General features: G+C 64.0%; 17 protein-coding genes, 2 tRNA genes and 1 pseudogene. 14 read left to right on the top strand and 6 right to left on the bottom strand.

Translation table 11 applies throughout. The annotated features are described in order from the left end of the window. Both PCJ21_RS02545 and PCJ21_RS02540 read left to right on the top strand, forming a co-directional pair. A pseudogene (locus PCJ21_RS02545) lies at window positions 1-330 on the top strand (UTP--glucose-1-phosphate uridylyltransferase); the annotation flags it as partial. Window positions 331-424: 94 nt separating this feature from the next. Then, window positions 425-2,884 (top strand): polysaccharide biosynthesis tyrosine autokinase, encoded by a 2,460-nt coding sequence (locus PCJ21_RS02540; RefSeq protein WP_269929800.1) that lies wholly within the window; start codon window positions 425-427, stop codon window positions 2,882-2,884. Between the two features lie 61 nt (window positions 2,885-2,945). Here PCJ21_RS02540 and PCJ21_RS02535 read toward each other — a convergent pair whose 3' ends face one another. Next, a complete protein-coding gene (locus PCJ21_RS02535) occupies window positions 2,946-3,710 on the bottom strand; it encodes a metallophosphoesterase (protein ID WP_269929799.1) in 765 nt (254 codons plus the stop codon). Between the two features lie 52 nt (window positions 3,711-3,762). On the opposite strand from PCJ21_RS02535, the gene PCJ21_RS02530 reads away from it, so the two are divergent. The 6 genes from PCJ21_RS02530 (at window position 3,763) to ilvC (ending at window position 10,763) form a co-directional block, all read left to right on the top strand. Next, window positions 3,763-4,425, top strand: a complete 663-nt coding sequence (locus tag PCJ21_RS02530; RefSeq protein ID WP_269929798.1) for a hypothetical protein — start codon at window positions 3,763-3,765, stop codon at window positions 4,423-4,425. A gap of 259 nt (window positions 4,426-4,684) precedes the next feature. Beyond that, a complete protein-coding gene (locus PCJ21_RS02525; RefSeq protein ID WP_269929797.1) occupies window positions 4,685-5,425 on the top strand; it encodes a pyridoxine 5'-phosphate synthase in 741 nt (246 codons plus the stop codon). A gap of 106 nt (window positions 5,426-5,531) precedes the next feature. Then, window positions 5,532-7,451 carry a potassium transporter Kup gene (locus PCJ21_RS02520; protein ID WP_269929796.1) on the top strand — a complete coding sequence of 640 codons (1,920 nt, stop codon included), beginning with the start codon at window positions 5,532-5,534 and terminating at the stop codon, window positions 7,449-7,451. 135 nt (window positions 7,452-7,586) lie between these two features. After that, window positions 7,587-8,849 carry an FAD-dependent oxidoreductase gene (locus PCJ21_RS02515; protein ID WP_269929795.1) on the top strand — a complete coding sequence of 421 codons (1,263 nt, stop codon included), beginning with the start codon at window positions 7,587-7,589 and terminating at the stop codon, window positions 8,847-8,849. 215 nt (window positions 8,850-9,064) lie between these two features. After that, window positions 9,065-9,718 (top strand): TetR/AcrR family transcriptional regulator, encoded by a 654-nt coding sequence (locus PCJ21_RS02510; protein WP_269929821.1) that lies wholly within the window; start codon window positions 9,065-9,067, stop codon window positions 9,716-9,718. Between the two features lie 25 nt (window positions 9,719-9,743). After that, window positions 9,744-10,763, top strand: a complete 1,020-nt coding sequence (gene ilvC, locus PCJ21_RS02505) for a ketol-acid reductoisomerase (protein WP_269929794.1) — start codon at window positions 9,744-9,746, stop codon at window positions 10,761-10,763. A 271-nt stretch (window positions 10,764-11,034) separates the two neighbouring features. On the opposite strand, the gene PCJ21_RS02500 is transcribed toward ilvC, so the two are convergent. Both PCJ21_RS02500 and PCJ21_RS02495 read right to left on the bottom strand, forming a co-directional pair. Next, window positions 11,035-11,328 (bottom strand): PilZ domain-containing protein, encoded by a 294-nt coding sequence (locus tag PCJ21_RS02500; RefSeq protein ID WP_269929793.1) that lies wholly within the window; start codon window positions 11,326-11,328, stop codon window positions 11,035-11,037. Window positions 11,329-11,426: 98 nt separating this feature from the next. Further along, complete coding sequence (locus PCJ21_RS02495) at window positions 11,427-11,936, bottom strand: BA14K family protein (RefSeq protein WP_269929792.1); 510 nt, start codon at window positions 11,934-11,936, stop codon at window positions 11,427-11,429. A 154-nt stretch (window positions 11,937-12,090) separates the two neighbouring features. On the opposite strand from PCJ21_RS02495, the gene PCJ21_RS02490 reads away from it, so the two are divergent. From PCJ21_RS02490 to PCJ21_RS02480, 3 genes are all read left to right on the top strand, one after another. Next, window positions 12,091-13,200 (top strand): endonuclease/exonuclease/phosphatase family protein, encoded by a 1,110-nt coding sequence (locus tag PCJ21_RS02490; protein WP_269929791.1) that lies wholly within the window; start codon window positions 12,091-12,093, stop codon window positions 13,198-13,200. A gap of 10 nt (window positions 13,201-13,210) precedes the next feature. Next, window positions 13,211-13,924, top strand: a complete 714-nt coding sequence (locus tag PCJ21_RS02485; RefSeq protein WP_269929790.1) for a hypothetical protein — start codon at window positions 13,211-13,213, stop codon at window positions 13,922-13,924. A gap of 91 nt (window positions 13,925-14,015) precedes the next feature. Next, window positions 14,016-14,438 carry a cupin domain-containing protein gene (locus tag PCJ21_RS02480; RefSeq protein ID WP_269929789.1) on the top strand — a complete coding sequence of 141 codons (423 nt, stop codon included), beginning with the start codon at window positions 14,016-14,018 and terminating at the stop codon, window positions 14,436-14,438. Here the strand turns inward: PCJ21_RS02480 and PCJ21_RS02475 are convergent, their stop codons facing one another. Genes PCJ21_RS02475 through PCJ21_RS02465 form a run of 3 tightly spaced genes read right to left on the bottom strand, consistent with a single transcriptional unit; the run spans window position 14,439 to window position 17,660 of the window. Further along, window positions 14,439-15,650 (bottom strand): ABC transporter permease, encoded by a 1,212-nt coding sequence (locus tag PCJ21_RS02475; protein WP_269929788.1) that lies wholly within the window; start codon window positions 15,648-15,650, stop codon window positions 14,439-14,441. Next, the gene (locus tag PCJ21_RS02470; protein WP_269929787.1) at window positions 15,647-16,351 is read right to left on the bottom strand and encodes an ABC transporter ATP-binding protein; all 705 of its coding nucleotides are present in this window, start codon (window positions 16,349-16,351) and stop codon (window positions 15,647-15,649) included. The genes PCJ21_RS02475 and PCJ21_RS02470 overlap by 4 nt, the downstream gene beginning before the upstream one ends. A gap of 7 nt (window positions 16,352-16,358) precedes the next feature. After that, the gene (locus tag PCJ21_RS02465; RefSeq protein ID WP_269929786.1) at window positions 16,359-17,660 is read right to left on the bottom strand and encodes an efflux RND transporter periplasmic adaptor subunit; all 1,302 of its coding nucleotides are present in this window, start codon (window positions 17,658-17,660) and stop codon (window positions 16,359-16,361) included. Window positions 17,661-17,871: 211 nt separating this feature from the next. Here PCJ21_RS02465 and PCJ21_RS02460 point away from each other — a divergent pair, with 211 nt between their 5' ends. From PCJ21_RS02460 to PCJ21_RS02450, 3 genes are all read left to right on the top strand, one after another. Further along, window positions 17,872-18,783: a PhzF family phenazine biosynthesis protein gene (locus PCJ21_RS02460; protein WP_269929785.1), complete on the top strand. Its 912-nt coding sequence runs from the start codon at window positions 17,872-17,874 to the stop codon at window positions 18,781-18,783. Between the two features lie 102 nt (window positions 18,784-18,885). After that, window positions 18,886-18,961: transfer RNA gene (locus tag PCJ21_RS02455), tRNA-Lys, on the top strand. A gap of 289 nt (window positions 18,962-19,250) precedes the next feature. Further along, window positions 19,251-19,326: transfer RNA gene (locus tag PCJ21_RS02450), tRNA-Lys, on the top strand. Window positions 19,327-19,375: the final 49 nt, after the last annotated feature.

The following is a 19,375-nucleotide window of genomic DNA, read 5'->3' as shown; positions in this document are numbered from 1 at the left end:
ATGGTCGAAAAGCCGAAACCGGCCGAGGCGCCGTCGAACTACTACATCAACGGCCGCTACATCCTGCAGCCGGAGGTGTTTGGGCTGCTCGGCACGCAGGCGCGCGGTGCCGGCGGCGAGATCCAACTGACCGATGCGATGGTCAGGCTGGCGGCCAGCCAGGCGTTCTTCGCCCGGCCGTTCAACGGCCGCATGTTCGACTGCGGCTCCAAGGAAGGCTTCATCCAGGCCAACGTGGCGTTCGCGCTGAAGCGCAGCGACCTCAGGGGCTCGGTGCTGGCTGCGATCAGGGAACTGCTCGCCGAGCACGACCAGGCGGCGGTCGCCTGAGGCCATTGCCGGGGGCGTCACTGCCCCCGGCACCGTTTCGGCGCGGCCGAAACCAGAGGCGAAAGCAAGCGCCCAAGCAAGAACTGGAATGCAGATGAACTATGCCAGCTTCCCCTTCAGCCATCGCGGCCCGGTGCCAAAGGAAGATGCGCGCGAAGGCAGCGATTTCATCGACCTGGAGCGGCTCGTGTCGATGGCCAAGCGCCAGGCCAAGGTGGTGGGTATCGGCGCGGCCATAGGGCTTCTGCTCGGGCTGGTCTATCTGCAGACGACGCCGCCGACCTTCACGGCGACAACGCGCGTCCTGATCGACGAGGGCATGAACAAGATCGTCGACGAGGTTTCGGCGACGCCGGTCAACATGCAGACCGACGCGGCGATCCTCAGCCAGATCGAGATCATCAAATCGGCGCGGCTGGCGTCCGTCATCGTGGACAAGCAGAAGCTCGACCAAAACCCCGCCTTCATGGATCCGCCGCAGTCGCTGCTGTCGGAGATCGCCGGCCATGGCCGGGCCATCCTGCAGATTTTCCGCTCACGGCCGGAAACAGCCTCCGGCGGAACCGAGACGAGCGAGGCGCAGCGCAAGGCTGCCACCGCCGCTTTCCGCAGGGAACAGGCGGTGGCCATGCTTCAGGCGAACGTCATGGCCGATCGCGTGGGCCGCAGCTATGTCATCTCCATCGGCTATCGTTCGACCGACCCGCAACTGGCCGCCTCGATCACCAAGGCATATGCCGACGCCTTCGTCGCCGACCAGTTGGACGCCAGTTTCGACGCCACGGAAAAGGCTGCCGTGTGGCTGCAGGGCAGGCTCGAAGAGTTGCGGACGAGTTCGCAGGCCGCGGCGCTGGAGGTCGAGAAGTTTCGCTCCGAGAACGGGCTGGCCGCCGCGCGCGGCGAAACAATCGCCGAACAGCAGCTGGCTGATCTCAATGCCCAGATGATCCTGGCCCAGGCCGACTCGGCGAAAGCCAAGGCCCGCTACGACCAGTATCGCGCCATCGTCGACAGCGGCCCGGAGGCCGCGGTCAGCAATTCGACCCTGTCGGCAGAGGTGGCCGGAAATCCCGTCATTTCGGAGCTCAAGAAGCGCTATTCGACCGTTTCGAAGCGCGAGCAGGAGATATCCTCAGGCTTCGGGCCGAACCATCCGCAGGCGGTGGCGCTGCGCAAGGAGCAAGCCGATCTTGCCAACCAGATTTTCGGCGAGCTGTCGCAGCTGGCGGAAACCTATCGCAACGAATTCGAGGTGGCGCAGTCGCGCGAAACAGCCTTGCGCGACAGCGTGTCTGAGGCGACCGGCCAAAACTCGAGCGCCAACCAGGCGCAGGTGCGCCTGCGCGAGTTGCAGCAGCAGGCGACGGCGCTGAGCACGCTCTACCAGACGTTCCTGTCACGCTACGAGGAAGCCTCGCAGCAGCGCTCTTTCCCGATTGCCAAGGTGCGCGTGATTTCCGAAGCGACGTTGCCGCGCAGCGCCACCAGCCCACGCACCTCCCTGGTGCTCGGCTTGTCGCTCGTTCTCGGGCTGATGATGGGGGCTGGGTTCGGGGCGCTCAACGAATTCAACGAGCGCTTCTTCAGAACCGCAGAAGACGTGCGCGAGCGCCTCGGCCTGAAGTTCCTCGGATACCTGCCGCTGCTGGGCGGAGGCGATGACCGGAAGACGGCTCGGCCCGACGGCCAGGTGGCCGGCCAGCAACCGGTGTCGCCGGCGGCCGAGCGGCGCGCGCGGATGCGCGTCGCTGTCGAGAGCCCCGCATCGATGTTCGCCGAAACGCTGCGCAGCGCCAAGATCGCCAGCGACGTGGTCTTGCAGGATGTGCCGGCCAAGGTCATCGGCGTTGTCTCGATGCTGCCGGGAGAGGGCAAGTCGACTGTCGCGGCCAATTTTGCCGGACTGCTTGCCAGCAACGGCATCAAGACGCTGCTGATCGACGGCGACCTGCGCAATCCGGGGCTCAGCCGCTCGCTTGGCATCGACGCCGAGCGCGGACTGGTCGAGGCCGTGGTCGGCGACCTGGGCTGGCAGGCGGTGGCGAAAGTCGACCGCCAGAGCAAGCTGGCGATCGTTCCGGCGGTGGTTCGGGGCCGCTTCTCGCATACCAGCGAATTGCTTTCGTCGGCGGCGATGCGCCGATTCATCGACGATGCGAAGGCGACTTTCGAATACATCGTCGTCGATCTGCCGCCGCTCGGGCCGGTGGTCGACGCCAAGGCATTTTCGCCGCTCGCCGACGGCTTCGTATTGATCGCCGAATGGGGGGCGACGCCAAGGCCGCTGGTGCGCTCGATCCTGGCGGCCGAACCGCAGATCGCCAGCAAGGTGCTCGGCCTTGTGCTCAACAAGGTCGATCTCAAGCGTCTGCCCCGGTACGGCGCCTATGGCGGCTCCGAACAGTTCCTCGACAAATATTCGAGCTACTACATCGACAAAAGCGGCGTCTCGCGCCCTGCCGCGGGCAAGGTGCACGTCGCCGCGCATGGGCTCGTGCAGCGGATCAGGGACAGGGTCGCAGCGATGACACGTCGCCAGCGCACGGACGCCTGAGCGTTTTGCCGCAATTTCGAACGGAAAACCGCTTCACGCTTTTCCTGGAAGGCGAGGGCGCCTACGACTGCAGGAACTTGCCGCCCTTGCCGGCGATGCGAACCGCGCTGAGCCTGCCGGTCTTGTAGGCGCCGGTGTCGATGGCGAGGCGGCGTCCCTGCATCAGCGGGCTTTCGACCGGCGTGTGGCCGTGCACGACCCACCGGTCGAGACGGCCGGCGCCCTCGAAAAACGGCTCGCGGATGTAGAGCAGGTCGAGGTCGTCCTGCTCAAGCAGGGGCACGCCGGGCCTGATCCCGGCATGGACGAATGCGAAGCGCCGGGAAAAGGCCATGATCGGCAGCCCGCGCATGAAGGCGACATGTTCAGGCGGAATGGCCGAGCGGATATGCGCGTCCAGCCTGTCGCCGTCGCCATACAGTCTCCTGAGGTATTCGATGTCGACACCATAGGAAAACAGCGTGGTGCGGGCGCCTGCGCCGAGCCAGTTGTCGCGCGGCGAGTTGCCGTCAAGATAGTCGAGCAACTGCACCTCGTGGTTGCCGCAGAGACAGATGCGATAGAAGCCCTCCGGCGGCGGGGCGAGCAGGTGATCGAGCACGCGGGCGCTGTCGGGACCGCGATTGATGTAGTCGCCCAGCATGACGATCAGCTTTTGTCCCGGCCGTGCGGCCGCATCGGCGACAATCTTGCGTTCCAGCGACACCAGTTCGCTGTGGCAGCCATGCACGTCGCCTATCGCGTAGACGACGACATCCGTCAGGTCGAGCTCAAGACGATTGCGATTCTGGGGCTGGTTTCGAGCGCCAAAGCGTGGGAAATTCACCAGGTCAGTTGCCTTTCATGTTTCAAACAGCTTCTCGAAATTGGTCAATGCCATGGCAATGGCAGCCCCTTACGGGAAATTTGTGATCGGCCAGATGGTGAACGGTCAATTCCAGCAGGTGGTAAGCCTTGGTCCGGATTGCCGGACCAAGTTCCATATTGAAAATCGCTTTGGACAGTATGTTGCCAGAGGCGGCGTGTTCGATTGGCAAGGCACGCCCAGCTTGGCACTGATCGAGTATTTCAAGCGCGATTTCACTGGTGTGTTCGAACTTCCCGATCTTGTCGTCGTCGACGGATTTGTTCGCAATGCCCTGTTGGGCACGTCGCACAAGCATGCGTTTCCGCCCGGCATGACCGAGGAACTTCTCGCAGTCCATTACCCAGTTGCGAAGCAGCGGCACGATTTTTCCTGCAAGGTAACCCAAAAGGCGCTGCAAAGCGGCCGTTCCACGCTGTTCTTGTTGGGCAAATCCGTCCCCTCCGAGCATCTCAAGGAGATCGAGGCGCTCATTCGCCGTGCGCACAAGGGGCGTCGGTTCGAGATTGTCCCTGCCCCTGATGGGGATCACGACGACGTATGGTCCGGAGACCATGCGATATGGGCGACGCATCTGTCTCGCTTCGAGTTTCAACCGCCTCTCAGAGTCGTGGCCAGGGTGCAATTCCGCAATCTTCGGCGGGCTCTGCGGAGCGTGACGCAGCAATTGGGCTGATGGCTAGGCTTCAATCGGATTCACCCAGCCATTCCCCGGCTTGCGTCTCGTTCTCGGCTGGATCGATGCGCCGAAGGGCGGGCGGGGCCTCCATTGAACTCACCTGCTCTCCTCACGCGCTGCTTGCCGGCCAAGCCGACTGGCCTCATTTCGGTGCGCCAATGACGGCGCGCTCACTCCTGGAACACATAAAAGGGCTCTCTGTTCCGGCAAGAGCCGTGATAGGTGCATTGCTACAGAGATTTGCCGTGAGTTTCCGATGCCCGCCAAGCTGTCCGTGAACGTCAATGCAATTGCCATGCTGCGCAACCGCCGCGATCTGCCATGGCCGAGCGTCACCGGGCTCGGCCGGATTGCACTTGCCGCCGGCGCCCACGGGCTGACGATTCATCCGCGCCCCGACCAGCGGCATATCCGTTTTTCCGATGTTCCGGAGATACGGGCGCTGATCGACGACGAATTCCCTAAGGCCGAGTTCAACATCGAGGGCTATCCCAGCGAGGATTTTCTTGAGTTGGTCGAAAAGCACCAGCCCGAGCAGGTCACGCTGGTTCCGGACGATCCGTCGCAGGCAACGTCCGACCATGGCTGGGATTTCGCCGCCCAGATGAGCCTGCTCAAGCCGGTGGTCGCGCGGCTCAAGAAGGGCGGGTTCCGGGTCTCCCTGTTCGCTGACGCCGATCCGAGCAGCATGAGTGCCGCCCGCGATACCGGGGCTGACCGTATCGAGCTGTTCACCGGTCCCTATGGGGCCTGTCACGACAATCCGGACAAGGCAGCCAAAGAACTGGAATTGCTGGCTAAAACCGCCGACGCCGCATTGGCGCTGGGGCTTGCGGCAAATGCCGGGCATGACCTCGTCGTCGACAACCTGCCGCAATTGATGCGCGCCGTACCGCAACTGGCCGAAGTGTCGATCGGGCATGGCCTGACGGCTGATGCGCTGGAATACGGCATGCCCGTTACAATCAAGCGCTATCTGAAGGCCTGCGGGTGGTGACGGCGACTATCGATTTCGCATAGGTTGCGCTTCAGCTATCCCGATACGGCTGTTGCTTTTGCCTTGCAGCAGGGGTAGAGCCCCGCGGCTTCATGGAGAGTCGTAAATGGCCGATGCCGGCGCTGGTAAAGCTGGGACGAGCGGGCAGGCGGTCCAAACGGACGGCCATTCGCACGATATCAGGATTCTCGTCATCGGCGCCCTCGGTGTCGTCTTCGGCGACATCGGCACCAGCCCGATCTATGCCTTTCGCGAAGCGCTTGTCGCGGCGTCGTCCGGCGGAGAGGTGGCATCGCGCGAAGACATCCTCGGCGTGCTGTCGCTCATCATCTGGGCGCTGACGATCATCGTGACCATCAAGTACGTGATGTTCGTGCTTCGGGCGCATAATCGCGGCGAGGGCGGCACGCTGTCGCTGATGGCGCTGGCTCGGCGCAGCCTGCCCAAGCGCTCGGGCATCATTCTGGCGCTTGGCATGGTTGGCGCATCTCTGTTCTACGGCGACGCGGTCATCACGCCCGCGATTTCGGTGCTTTCTGCTGTCGAAGGCATGAAAGTGGTGACGCCGGCCTTCGAACCCTACGTCGTGCCGTTGACGCTGGTGATCCTGGCAGCACTGTTTTCGGTGCAGCGCTTCGGCAGCGGAGGCGTGGCGATCGTCTTCGGGCCGGTGACCCTGGTCTGGTTCCTGGCGATTGGCTATTCCGGCATCATGCACATTGCCGATGATCCGGAAATTCTGTTGGCGGTGAACCCGATCTACATCGTGGAGTTCCTGACCAATCAGCCGGAGGTGTCGTTCGTCACCATCGGCGCCATCTTCCTCGCGGTCACCGGTGCTGAAGCGCTCTACGCCGATCTTGGCCATTTCGGCCGCCGGCCGATCGTTCTTGCCTGGCTGTGCATCGTCTTTCCTTGCCTGCTGCTCAACTATGTCGGCCAAGGCGCGTTCGTGCTTGCCCACGGCGGTGTCGTCGGCCACCCGTTCTTCGAGATGAACGAAGGCTGGATGCTGGTGCCGATGGTGGTGCTGGCGACCGCCGCGACCGTCATTGCCAGCCAGGCGGTGATTACCGGCGCCTATTCCCTGACGCGCCAGGCTGTGCAGCTCAACATGCTGCCGCGGCTGGTGATCCAGCATACCTCGGAGACGACGCTGGGCCAGATCTACATGCCGCGTGTCAACATGCTGCTCGCGCTGGTGGTCATGCTGCTGGTCGTCGGCTTTGGCGAATCGAGCAGGCTGGCTGCGGCCTACGGCATCTCGGTGACCGGCAATATGCTGGTCACGACGCTGCTGCTGTCAGTGGTGATGCTGCGCATCTGGCGCTGGCGGGTTGTCGCCGTCGTGGTGGCAACCTTGATTTTCGGCCTGATCGACGTCGGCTTCTTCGCCTCCAACATCGTCAAGGTGTTCGAGGGCGGCTGGGCGTCGCTGGCGGTGGCCTTCTTCATAGTCACGATCATGTGGACCTGGGTTCGCGGCAGCCGCTATCTGTTCGACAAGACGCGCAAGAACGAGATTCCGCTGAATTTCCTGGCTGAGAATCTCAGCAAGAAAAAGCCCACTCTGGTGCCGGGAACAGCGGTGTTCCTGACCAGCGACCCCGACAGCGCGCCGACGGCGCTGATGCACAGCCTCAAGCACTACAAGGTGCTGCATGAACAGAACGTCATCCTGTCCGTGGTGACGGCGCAGCAGCCGATCGTTCCCGACAGCGAGCGGGTGAAGATGGAGCAGGTCAACGAGCTGTTCATGCGGGTGAAGCTGAAATTCGGCTACATGGAGCAGCCGAACATTCCCAAGGCGCTGGCCATCTGCCGCAAGCAGGGCTGGAAGTTCGACATCATGACGACGTCGTTCTTCCTGTCGCGGCGCTCGCTGAAGGCATCGCCCAATTCGGGCATGCCGGTGTGGCAGGACAGGCTGTTCATCGGCCTCGCACGCACCGCGGCTGATGCGACAGAATATTTCCAGATCCCGACGGGGCGCGTGGTCGAGGTCGGCACGCAGGTTTCGATCTAGACGGCCCTGGCGCGCCTGTGACGTCGCGGCGTAGTTGCGGAAATCCCCCACGATTTTCCGCAGACATGCCTAGGGCGAATTGAAGCATTGCCAATGTCCACCCCATTCGCGAACCTTGTCGCGAATGGGGTGGACATGACCGGTAGACGTCTTCACATAGCAATCGCCGGCGCGGGACCTGCCGGGCTTGCTGCTGCGCTCTATCTCAAGCGCGATGGCCACCGGGTCACCGTCTACGAACGCTTCGAGGTGCCAAAACCGCTTGGGTCGGGCCTGATCCTGCAGCCGACAGGGCTTACGGTACTCGACAACCTCGGACTTCTTGGCGACATCCGCGAACTCGGCAGCCGGATCGACCGGCTCTACGGCGCCGATGCGCGAAGCGGGCGCACGGTGCTCGACGTTCGCTACGATGCGCGGCCGGGAGGCCGCTTCGGTGTTGCCGTCCATCGGGCTGCCCTGTTCGGCGTTCTTTATCGAGCAGCCTTGCGCGAGGGCATCGAGATCGTCACCGGCGCCGAACTCGAGATGGCGGATATCGGCGAGCACGTGATGCTGGCCGACGCCAGCGGGCGTTCCATGGGGCCATTCGACCTGGTCATCGACGCAAGCGGCGCGCGTTCCAGGCTTCGCCAGAATGCCGGGTTGGGCGGCAGGCCGATGCCACTTGCCTATGGCGCGTTCTGGGCCTCGCTCGACTGGCGTGGTGCCGGGTTCGACGAGCATGCGCTCACGCAGCGCTACAGCCGCGCCAGCGTCATGGTCGGCGTGCTGCCGATCGGGCGGGCCGAAACGAACGGGCGAAACATGGCGGCATTCTTCTGGAGCCTCAAGCCCGCGCATGTGGCCCAGGTTCAGGCAGCAGGCCTGGACGCCTGGAAGGCGCGCGTGGCGGAACTTTGGCCCGCATGCCGCGCCTATCTCGACCAGATCGCGGATTTCGACCAGCTGACGCTCGCGCGCTACGGCCACCAGACGCTGGCGAAGCCGGCGGCGCGGCGGCTCGCCATCATCGGCGACGCAGCGCATTCGACCAGCCCGCAACTGGGGCAGGGCGCCAACATGGCGCTGCTCGATGCGGCCGCGCTTGCATATGCCCTGCGGCGGGGCAGCGACGTTGAAGACGCGCTCGATGCCTATGTTCGCGCCCGGCGCTGGCATGTCAGGCTGTTCCAGATGCTTTCCTCCGCCTTCACGCCGTTCTATCAGTCGGATTCCCTGGCTTTTCCCTTTCTGCGCGACGGACTTGTGGCGAGCGTGGCGAAGATTCCGCCTGCTCCGCAGCTTCTCGCTTCGATCGTCGCGGGTACGCTGATCGACCCGTTCGGACCGGCGGGGCTCAGGGAAACAGACTGGTCGAAGCTGGAAGCGGAGATCGGCGCCAATGTCCTCGCTTGAGCACGCGTCGGGCGCTTGTCGGCGTGAAGATCGGGAAGCGTCCGGGCTGCCGAGCCGGCGGCATGATCGCAACCGTCCAGCTCGCGTCGATGCGCGCTGCAAATAAACCCAGGCAAGTGCTTGCGGAGCGCCCAGGATTGCGGCATAAGCCGAACCGTAACGTACGGTACGGCGATTTCGGTGTTGGAACCTGCCGGATGCGCGAGCAAGGAACCATGCTGCAGGCAGTCACCGAGATGATGGAAGGCGTGGGGCCGACAGCGCGTCAGCAAGACGTGCTCGACGCCGTGCTGCGCCTGCTCGTCGAGGAAGGCGACCGCCTGACCATGACGGCGGTTGCACGGCGCGCCAGCTGCTCCAAGGAAACGCTCTACAAGTGGTTCGGCGACCGCGATGGCCTGCTGACGGCAACCGTGCAATGGCAGGCGTCGAAGGTTCGCGTCCAGCCGGTCGACCGCAAGGGCCTGGATCTCGTTTCGCTTACCTCGAGCCTCGAACGCTTTGCCTCGGACTGGCTGCGGGTGATCTCGAGCGACACCTCGATCGCGCTCAACAGGGTCGCCGTGGTGCATGCCGGTTCCGACAAGCGCGACCTCGGCGCGATCGTGCTTGAGCGCGGACGTTTCGCGCTGGGCCGGCGCCTGAAGCCGGTGCTGGACGCCGGCCGCGAAGCCGGGTTGCTCGAATTCGACGACGCCGAAACGGCGTTCCGGACATTTTTCGGGCTTGTCGCCAGGGATGTGCAGATCCGTCTGCTGCTCGGCGACCGGCTGGAATTGACTGAGGCGGGGATCGACGGCGACGCCGTGCGCGCAACGCAGCAGTTTCTTGCTCTGCACGGAGCGAAAACCGGGCCGAAGGCCCCCTGAACTACAACCGGGAAGGAACCCACCAATGCGTGTCTATTACGATCGCGATGCCGATCTCAACCTGATCAAGGGCAAGAAGGTCGCCATCATCGGCTACGGCAGCCAGGGCCGCGCGCATGCGCTGAACCTCAAGGATTCGGGCGCCAAGGAACTGGTGATCGGCCTGAAGGCCGGCTCGGCGACCGCCAAGAAGGTCGAGGCCGACGGCCTCAAGGTGATGACGGTCGCGGAAGCCGCCAAGTGGGCCGACCTGATGATGATGGCGACGCCTGACGAACTGCAGGCAGACATCTACCGCGACGAGATCGCTCCGCACATCCGCGACGGCGCTGCGATCGCTTTCGCCCACGGCCTCAACGTGCATTTCGGCCTGATCGAGCCGAAGAAGACCGTCGACGTGCTGATGGTTGCGCCGAAGGGCCCGGGCCACACCGTGCGCGGCGAATACCAGAAGGGCGGCGGCGTGCCGTGCCTGGTCGCCGTTCACCAGGACGCTTCGGGCAATGCGCTCGACCTCGGCCTGTCCTATGCCTGCGGCGTCGGCGGCGGCCGTTCGGGCATCATCGAGACCAACTTCAAGGAAGAGTGCGAAACCGATCTGTTCGGTGAGCAGGTCGTTCTCTGCGGCGGTCTTGTCGAGCTCATCCGCGCCGGCTTCGAGACGCTGGTCGAAGGTGGCTATGCCCCTGAGATGGCCTATTTCGAGTGCCTGCACGAAGTGAAGCTGATCGTCGATCTGATCTATGAAGGCGGCATCGCCAACATGAACTACTCGATCTCGAACACCGCCGAGTGGGGCGAGTACGTGACCGGTCCGCGCATCATCACCGAAGAGACCAAGGCCGAGATGAAGCGCGTCCTGAAGGACATCCAGACCGGCAAGTTCACCTCCGACTGGATGCAGGAGTACCGTTCGGGCGCCGCCCGCTTCAAGGGTATCCGCCGCATGAACGACAGCCACCAGATCGAGGAAGTCGGCGCCAAGCTGCGCGCGATGATGCCGTGGATCGCCAAGAACCAGCTCGTCGACAAGACGAAGAACTAAGACGATCCACGTCTCTTTCCTTGCGCGTCCTCGGGCTACGCCCTGTGGATGCGCGGGGATCGCCAAGAGCCAGCTCGTCGACAAGACGAAGAACTAAGACGATCCACGTCTCTTTCCTTGCGCGTCCTCGGGCTACGCCCTGTGGATGCGCGGGGATCGCCAAGAACCCGCTCGTCGACAAGACGAAGAACTAAGAAGCCCGCGGCTGACGTCGCGAAGAAAAGAGGCCGGTGGAGCGATCCGCCGGCCTTTTCTTTGGCTCGTTGTCTCGTCAGCCGTAGTGCCAGGCAGGCTTGGGTTCAGTGCCCTCGAACTGCACGCCGACGCGGTCGGCCTTGCGCCATCGTACGACCGCGCGATAGCCGATGCTGTCGACCGGCACATAGAGCAGGAAACGTTCGGGGATGCGGGCCTCGGCGCTGACTCGCAATTCGGCGCCGCCGCTGTGCATGTTGCGGATCGTGACGGCAATTTCCGAATTCTTGACGCCGGTCAGTATCGAGGCGCCCTTGAGCACCCGATTGCGGTGTTCTCGCTGTACGATGGCGGCTGCGTCGTCGGTCATGTTCTTTCACTGTCGCGGCTGGCGAGCGAACGCATACAAGCGACTTGTAAATATCATGTTATGCCATGCCGCCGGGGAGGCGGCATGGCAGTTGTGCGTCAGCCGTAGGGCGACCAGCACTGGCGTCTTGGGCCGTTGTAGGGCTGGAAGGTATTGTCCCAGGCCCGATAGGAGCGGTAGCGGTCGTAGCACCATTGAACATGCGCCGATGAGAGCCTACCCGGTCGATAGACCCGGCGCGGCTGATAGTAGCGCGGCTGGTAGTAGCGCGGTTCATAATAGCGATATGCCGGAATGCTGAAATTCAGGTAGATGCCGGTGCCGCTCCAATGATTGCGGCGGTAGGGCCGATGGCGCCAGCGCCGATCGTCGCGCCAGCGGTCGCCGCGCCAATTGCCATGGCGCCAGCCGTCACGGTAGTTGCGGCAGCCGGGCACAAATTCGCAGCGCCTGTTGTCGACCTGGATCGGCGCCTCGACCGATGCAGGCAAAGCGGCTGGCGTCCGGATGATGCCGGCGGGCGATGCGGCCGCTACCAAAGGGAGGCCGATCACCATGCTGACGGCGACAAGCCCCGAACGAACAAGGACTGACAGTTCGCGTCTCATTGTAAGTCTCCTGCAGTATGAATCCCAAAGGCCCACGCCCCACGGTTTCGAAGGAGACGAACATTTTCCTCCTTGCAGCCTGAACGCGCAATGAACGGGTGGTGCACTTGGCGGGGCTTGTGTTTGGCGCGGTATGAAGGCAATGCTCGCAGCCATGTCGCTTCGCCTTGCCACCTTCAATGTCGAGAACCTGATGAACAGGTTCGACTATTCCGGTTACCGTAACCAGCTGAACGAGGACAGGACACTTGCCCTGTTCGAGATCGCCAGCGAGGCCGAATACCAGCTGCTCGAGCGGGCGCGGGCCATTGCGCACGCCGACGACATGCGCCAGCTGACCGCGCTCGCCATCGCCGATACCCGTGCCGACATCATCTGCATGCAGGAAGTCGACAATATCGAGGCGCTGAAGGCGTTCGAATACGGCTATCTGTTCAAGATGGTGGGGCAGGGCTACCAGCAGAAATACACCACCTCGGGCAATGACAGCCGCGGCATCGACGTGGCGGTGATGATGCGTTCGGAAACCGCCGATGGCGAACCGATCGAGTTCGTGCGCATGACCAGCCACGCGCATGTGACCTTCGAACAATTCGGGCTGCACACGCCCGAGCTCGCGGCGCTTGGGCAGGAGCCGTTCGAGCGCATCTTCAGGCGCGACTGCCTGGAGATCGACGTCAAGGTCGGCGGCAAGCCGCTGACCATCTATTCGGTGCACTTGAAGTCGATGGGGTCGCCGCGCAACGGCCTCAACGGCCGCGATGCAACGATGCCGATCCGCGTTGCCGAGGCGAAGGCCATCAGGCACATCATCGAGGAGCGGTTCGGCAAGGATCATGCCGCCGACAAGCGCTGGGTGATCTGCGGCGACCTCAATGACTATCGCCAGCGCATCGTGATCGGCGGCGACGCCTACAAGGGCTACAGCTTCACCCCCGTCGACGAGAGCGTTTCGTGTCTCGATGTGCTGCTGGACGACGGCTTTGCCGTAAACGTCGTCGAACGACGCCCCGAGATGGAGCGCTGGACGCTCTATCACACGCGCGGCCCGCTGGAGCGGCATCTGTGCCAGCTCGACTATATCCTTCTGTCGCCGGCGCTGGCGCGCGGCAACGCTGCCGCCGTGCCAGACATCGTCAGGCGCGGCCAGCCGTGGCGGACGATTTTTCCGCCGGGGCAGGAGGTCGACCGTTATCCGCGCGCCGGCTGGGATCGTCCGAAGGCCTCGGACCATTGTCCCGTCGCCGTCTCCCTCGACATCTGAGAGTGTTGCATTGGCCTTCGATCTTCCGCGCAACGTGATCTTGCCGGTCGACGTGGTGGACGTGCGGCTCGATCCCGCCCCGCATCCGTTCGAACGAGACAACGCCGACGCGATCGCCGCCAACTGGGCGGCGGAGAAGACGGCGCGCCCGGCGCTGTTCGACGGAACGGTGGTGCTGCTGTCCGAACTCGCCTACGCCGACAACAGGCTCGTCGGCCGCTGCCACGCCATCCGGTTTTCGACCTTCATGCTGTGGCGCAAGCTCAAGCCGGTGACCAGCGCCGAACATGCCTTCGCGCACGCGATGCTGATTTCCAGCGACAACGCGCTGGTGGCGATCCGAATGGGCGCGCATACGGCGAATGCCGGCAAGGTCTATTTCGCGGCAGGTTCGTTCGAGCCCGAGGACTTTCGCGACGGGCAGGTCGACCTCGACTACAACATGCGGCGCGAGGTGCGCGAGGAGACCGGGCTCGACCTCGGCCAAGCGCAGCGCGAGCAGCGCTGCCATGCGCTGTCGGTCGAAAGCGGGACGGTCATCGTGCGCTGTTTCAGGGCGGCGGAAACGGCGGATCAGCTTGCCGAGCGCATCCGCGCCTTCGTTGCCACGGATCCCGATCCAGAGATCGAGGGGCCGGTCGTCATCCGCGGCATGCACGACCTGCCCGAGGGGCTGATGCCGCACATGCGTTCGCTTGTGGAGTGGCATTTCTCCAGGCGCTGAACCAACTTTGCAACCACCTTGATCGCGCCGACGCGAAGCGTCACTCTGCCTGAAAACAGGGAGGGATGCGGTGGCTACGAGAACAAGGTCCATGGCGTCGGCTTTGGCCGTCGCGCTGCCACTGACTGCCAACGCAGCATGGGCGCTCGACAGCCAGCCTGCCGCCAAGGTCGTCGTCACGCCGCTGGCGTCGGCGACCGAGACGGCGAGCGGACAGCCAATCATCTTGCCGCAGAAGAATGTGCAGGTTCTGGTGTCGTCCTTCGAGATTCCGCCCGGTGCCAGGCTGCCTGTTCACATGCACCCTTCCGCCCGCTATGCCTATGTGCTCGAAGGGCAGCTCGAGGTAACCAATGTCGCTACCGGCAAGAGCACCAGCTACAAGAAGGGCGACTTCATCGTCGAGATGATCGGGCCGTGGCACCAGGGCGCCAATGTCGGCGCCGAACCTGTCAAGCTGCTGGTCATCGACCAGATCGTGCAGGGCGCGTCGAACACCGTGCTCAAGCAATAGCTATTCGTGGCGCAGCGCTTCGATCGGGTCGAGCCTGGCGCCGCGAAGCGCCGGGAAGAAGCCGAACACCATGCCGATCAGCGCCGAGAACCCGACCGCCAGCAAGACGACCGGCAGGCTCGGGGCGAACGGAATCGCCAGGGTAAAGGAGGCAAGGCCAGCAAGCGCAAGGCCTATGGCGATGCCGATCAGGCCGCCGAGCAGCGAAAGCGCCGTCGCCTCGACCAGGAACTGGATCAGGATGTGCTTCTCATGCGCGCCAATGGCGAGGCGTATGCCGATCTCGCGCGTGCGCTCGGTGACCGACACCAGCATGATGTTCATGATGCCGATGCCGCCGACCAGAAGGCTGACGCCGGCGACGGCGCCAAGCATGCCGGTCATGGTGGCGGTGGCGCTTGCCATGGCGTCGGCGATCTGGGTCATGTCGCGCACCGAAAAATCATCCTCGCGGTCGGCGGTGACGCGCCTGGCGTCGCGCATGATGTCTTCGATGCGCGTCTGCACGACCGTGGTCGGGGTGGCGTCGTCGGCGGCGACATAGATCGTCTCGATGTCGCGGTTGCCGGCGATGCGGCGCTGGAACGCCTGCAGCGGCATCAGCACCACGTTGTCCTGGTCCTGGCCGAATCCTGAGTAACCCTTGGGCTCAAGCAGGCCGACGATCTTGCAGCTCATGCGGCCGACACGAATGCTTGCGCCGTCCGGGTCGCCGGCGCCGAAGAATTGCTGGCGCACGGTCTCGCCGATCAGGCAGACATTGACGCCGCCGCGGATCTCGGACTCGCTGAACGGCCGGCCCGATGCGACCTTCCAGTCCCGGGCATCAAGATAGGCATTGTCGGTGCCGGTTATCGACGACGTCAGGCTTTCGGTGCCGTAGACGACGCGCACCTGCTTCTGCGACGCCGGCGAGACCGCGCGGACGCCTTCGAGGTGGGTGGTGAGCGCCGCGACCTCTTTTTCGCCGAGCTGGCGGATCGTCTGCTGCGGCCCGGAGCCCGGCGCGGGCGGGCGTCCGGCGCGAACGACCAGAAGGTTGCTGCCGAGCCGGGAGATGTCGGACTTGACCTTCTGGGTGGTGCCGCTGCCGATGGTCAGCATGGCGATGACGGCGGCGACGCCGATGACGATGCCGAGCAAGGTCAGGAACGAGCGCAGGGCGTTGCGGCGGACCGAGCGAAGGGCGAGACGTACGGTTTCCCAGATCATGCGGCCTCGCGCTTCAAGGTGTCGGAGGCGACGCGGCCGTCGCGGAAGGCGATGGTGCGGCCGGCATAGGCGGCAATGTCGGCTTCGTGGGTGACCATGACGATGGTCAGGCCCTGGTCCTGATTGAGGCGGGTGAGCAGTTCCATGATCTCGTGGCTGCGGGCCGTGTCGAGATTGCCCGTCGGCTCGTCGGCGACAAGCAGGGTCGGGCGGGTGACGATGGCGCGGGCAATCGCCACGCGCTGCTGCTGGCCGCCGGAAAGCTCAGCCGGGGTGTGGTGCTCGCGCTCTTCGAGGCCAACTTCGGCCAGGGCTGCCATGGCGAGCGCGCGCCGTTCGTGCGCGGGCACACCGCGATAGATCAGCGGCAGCTCGACATTCTCGGCGGCCGTCGTGCGCGGCAGCAGGTTGTAGCCCTGGAAAACGAAGCCGATGTAAAGATTGCGCAGCATCGCGCGCCGGGTCCGGTCAAGCCGGCCGGCATCCGTTCCCATGAAGGCGTAGCGGCCCGATGTCGGGGTGTCGAGGCAGCCGACGATGTTCATCGCCGTCGATTTTCCCGAGCCGGACGGCCCCATGATGGCGACGAACTCGCCTTGCCGGATGGCGAGGTCGATGCCGGCCAGGGCGTTGACCCTGGCTTCGCCGTCGCCGTAGCTCTTCCAGACGTTGTCGAAGGCGATGAGGGGCGACTGGCTCATGCCGTCCTCAATTGGCCTTGCCGGCGGTGGCGGAGATGATGACCTGGTCGCCGGCCGACAGCCCCGAAACGATCTCTGTGCGGTCGCCGTCGGTGGCTCCGGTCTTGACCCTGACAGCCTCGGGCACCCCATCCTTCAGGACGTAGAGCGTGCGCGAGCCGTCGGTTGGCGTGGTGGCCGGGCGGCTGCGGTCGGTCGGGGGTCGCTGCATGCGGCCGGTGAACATGCTTTGCAGGCTGAAGCCGCCACTTCTGGCTGTCGGCGTAGCCGGCCGATAGCGGAAGGCCGTGGTCGGAACGGTCAGCACGTCCTTCGCTTCCTTGGTGACGATCGAAACCGTGGCCGTCATGCCTGGCCGCAGCAGCAGTTCGTCATTTTCGACATCGAGCCAGGCGTTGTAGGTTACAACGCCGTCTGTCGTGACCGAGGCGTAGGCGATGTCGCGAATGGTGGCGTCGAAGCGCCGGTCGGGAAAGGCGTCGACGGCGAAGCGGGCGTTCTGGCCCTTGGCGACAGAGCCGATGTCGGCCTCGTCGACTGCCGCCTTGAGCTCCATCTGGGAAAGATCCGCGGCGAGAACGAAAAGCACCGGTGCCTGCATCGAGGAGGCGACCGTCTGGCCCGGGTTGACCGAACGCGTCAGCACCACGCCGTCGATGGGCGCGTAGATGGTGCTCTTGGCCAGATCCGCCTGCTGCAGCTTGAGGTCGGCCTGGGCTATGGAGAGGTTGGCGTCGGCCATGTCGAGCGCGCTCCTGGCGCGGTCGCGCTCGGCTGTGGCCGATTCGAGCGACTGGCTGGTGGTCTGGCCGCGACGGAAGAGCTCCTGGGCGCGGGTCAGCGCCTGCCCGTTCTGGGACAGTGTGGTGCGTGCGTCCTCGACCTTGGCTTCGGCTGCCTTGGCCGATGCCTGGGCGCGCTCGATCTGCGCGTTCAGACGCGTGGTGTCGAGCGCAGCCAGCACGTCGCCCTCCTTGACCTGCTGGTTTTCGACAACGGCGACGGAACGGACGACGCCGGAAAGCTCACTCGAAATGTCGACCTGGGTCAGCGGCTGAAGATTGCCGGTGGCCGAGACCTCGACCGTCAGGTCGCCGTTCCCGGCGGGCTGGGTGGTGTAGACGACGCGCTCGGAGGGCGTGGCGAGGGTGGAGTAGGCGACGTAACCCGCGACAGCCAGAACAACGGCAAGCACCAGCCACAGCCAGCCCTTGCGGCGCGCCTTGGCGCGGCCCTTGCCGTCCAGCCCGAGCGCTGCCTCGATCGGCAGCGTGGATGCCTGTTCCTGACGATTTACCTGCTGGTCCAAGCCAGTTCCCTTCGCGTGTCGCAGAAATCCTGCGCAGATCACCATCCTGCCCGCAAACGCAGGCGCGGCACTGGCCCGATTGTCGGGCATGAGCTTTTTTGAAAACCCGTTCCCTGTTTTCGGGTTCATGCTCTAGGATCACAGATCGGCCGTGTGGCTCAGGAATTCAAATTAAATTTCGCTCATGTTGCCGGCAGCAGAGAGACAAAACATGAGAGCCGAACGAAAGTATTTTATCTACGACGTATTTACCGAGGATCGGCTGGCGGGCAACCCGCTAGCGGTGGTGACGGACTCGAAAGGCCTCAATACGGCGGCCATGCAGGCGATCGCCCGCGAATTCAACCTGTCGGAAACCGCTTTCGTGATGGCGCCTGCGAACCCGACCCATCGCGCGCGGGTCCGCATCTTCACGCCCGACTACGAAATGCCGTTCGCCGGACACCCGACCGTCGGCACCGCGATCGCGCTTGTCGAGGCGGCCGGCGACGGCCTGGCCGGCATTTTCGTGCTTGAGGAAAACATCGGCCTGGTGCGCTGCGCGGTGACCAGGCTGGGCAAATCCCTGTTTGCCGAGTTCGACCTGCCGAAGCTTCCGGAACAGCTGCCGTTGTCGGCCGATGTCGATGCTGTTGCAGCAGCCCTTGGGCTCATGCCGCATGAGGTCGGCTTTGAAAATCACAAGGTGTCGGTGTGGTCGGCCGGCGTCCCTTACGTCGCCGTGCCGGTGGCCGACACCAAGGTGGCCGCTCGAATCCGTTTCGACAATGCAGCCTGGATGGCCTTTTCGCCACGCAAGAGCGAATCGGCGGTCGCTAGCGCCTACGTCTACTGCCGCGAGACGCTGGGGCACGACAATGCGTTCCACGCGCGCATGATCGTTCCCGGCAGCCCTTCCTACGAGGATCCGGCCACCGGCTCGGCCGCGGCGGCGTTTGCCGGCCAGGTCATGCACTTCGACAAGCCGACGGACGGCGCATCACGCTACTGGATCGAGCAGGGCATCGAAATGGGCCGGCCGTCGAGGATCCGGCTGGAGCTGGAGGTTGCCGGCGGCAACCTTGCCTCGGCGCGTATCGGCGGACACGCGGTGAAGGTGGCCGAAGGCGTGTTGCTGGCCTGAAGCCAACTATTTTTGCCGACTTGAAGAAAAAGCGGCCGGTGGGGTGGACAGGGCAAAATGCCTTGGCTATATGCCGGCCACGGTCGGTTCGCCGGTCGCAGTGGGTGCGTAGCTCAGTTGGTAGAGCAGCTGACTCTTAATCAGCGGGTCACAGGTTCGATCCCTGTCGCACCCACCACTAATTCCTCATATTGTTTGAATTTGTGCCGCTGATCGTCTGGATGCGCAGCAATTGCTGTACGCTCCGCCTGGCGCCTTGTGTCAGCCGGTTCGTTTTCGACTTCCGCCCGGCCATGAGGGAAGCCGCGCCGAACCCGGCCGACCCGACAGACGGGGTGGGCCGAATGCCATTCGAGTGCGGCTTCGCCGATTAGTTTTTCCTGCGCACATCTTTCTTCCCTCTGGTGGGTGGACAGCGCGAAAAGCTATGGCTATATGCCGGCCACGGTCGGTTCGCCGGTCGCAGTGGGTGCGTAGCTCAGTTGGTAGAGCAGCTGACTCTTAATCAGCGGGTCACAGGTTCGATCCCTGTCGCACCCACCACTTTCTTCCCATTTTTCAATGTATTCACGCCTTGTCGCGACAAGCCGCA

The sequence above is a fragment of the Aminobacter sp. HY435 genome, from assembly GCF_027568395.1.
In the GTDB taxonomy this organism is placed as follows: Bacteria; Pseudomonadota; Alphaproteobacteria; order Rhizobiales; family Rhizobiaceae; genus Aminobacter.
This window is presented reverse-complemented; position numbering and strand designations above follow the sequence as displayed.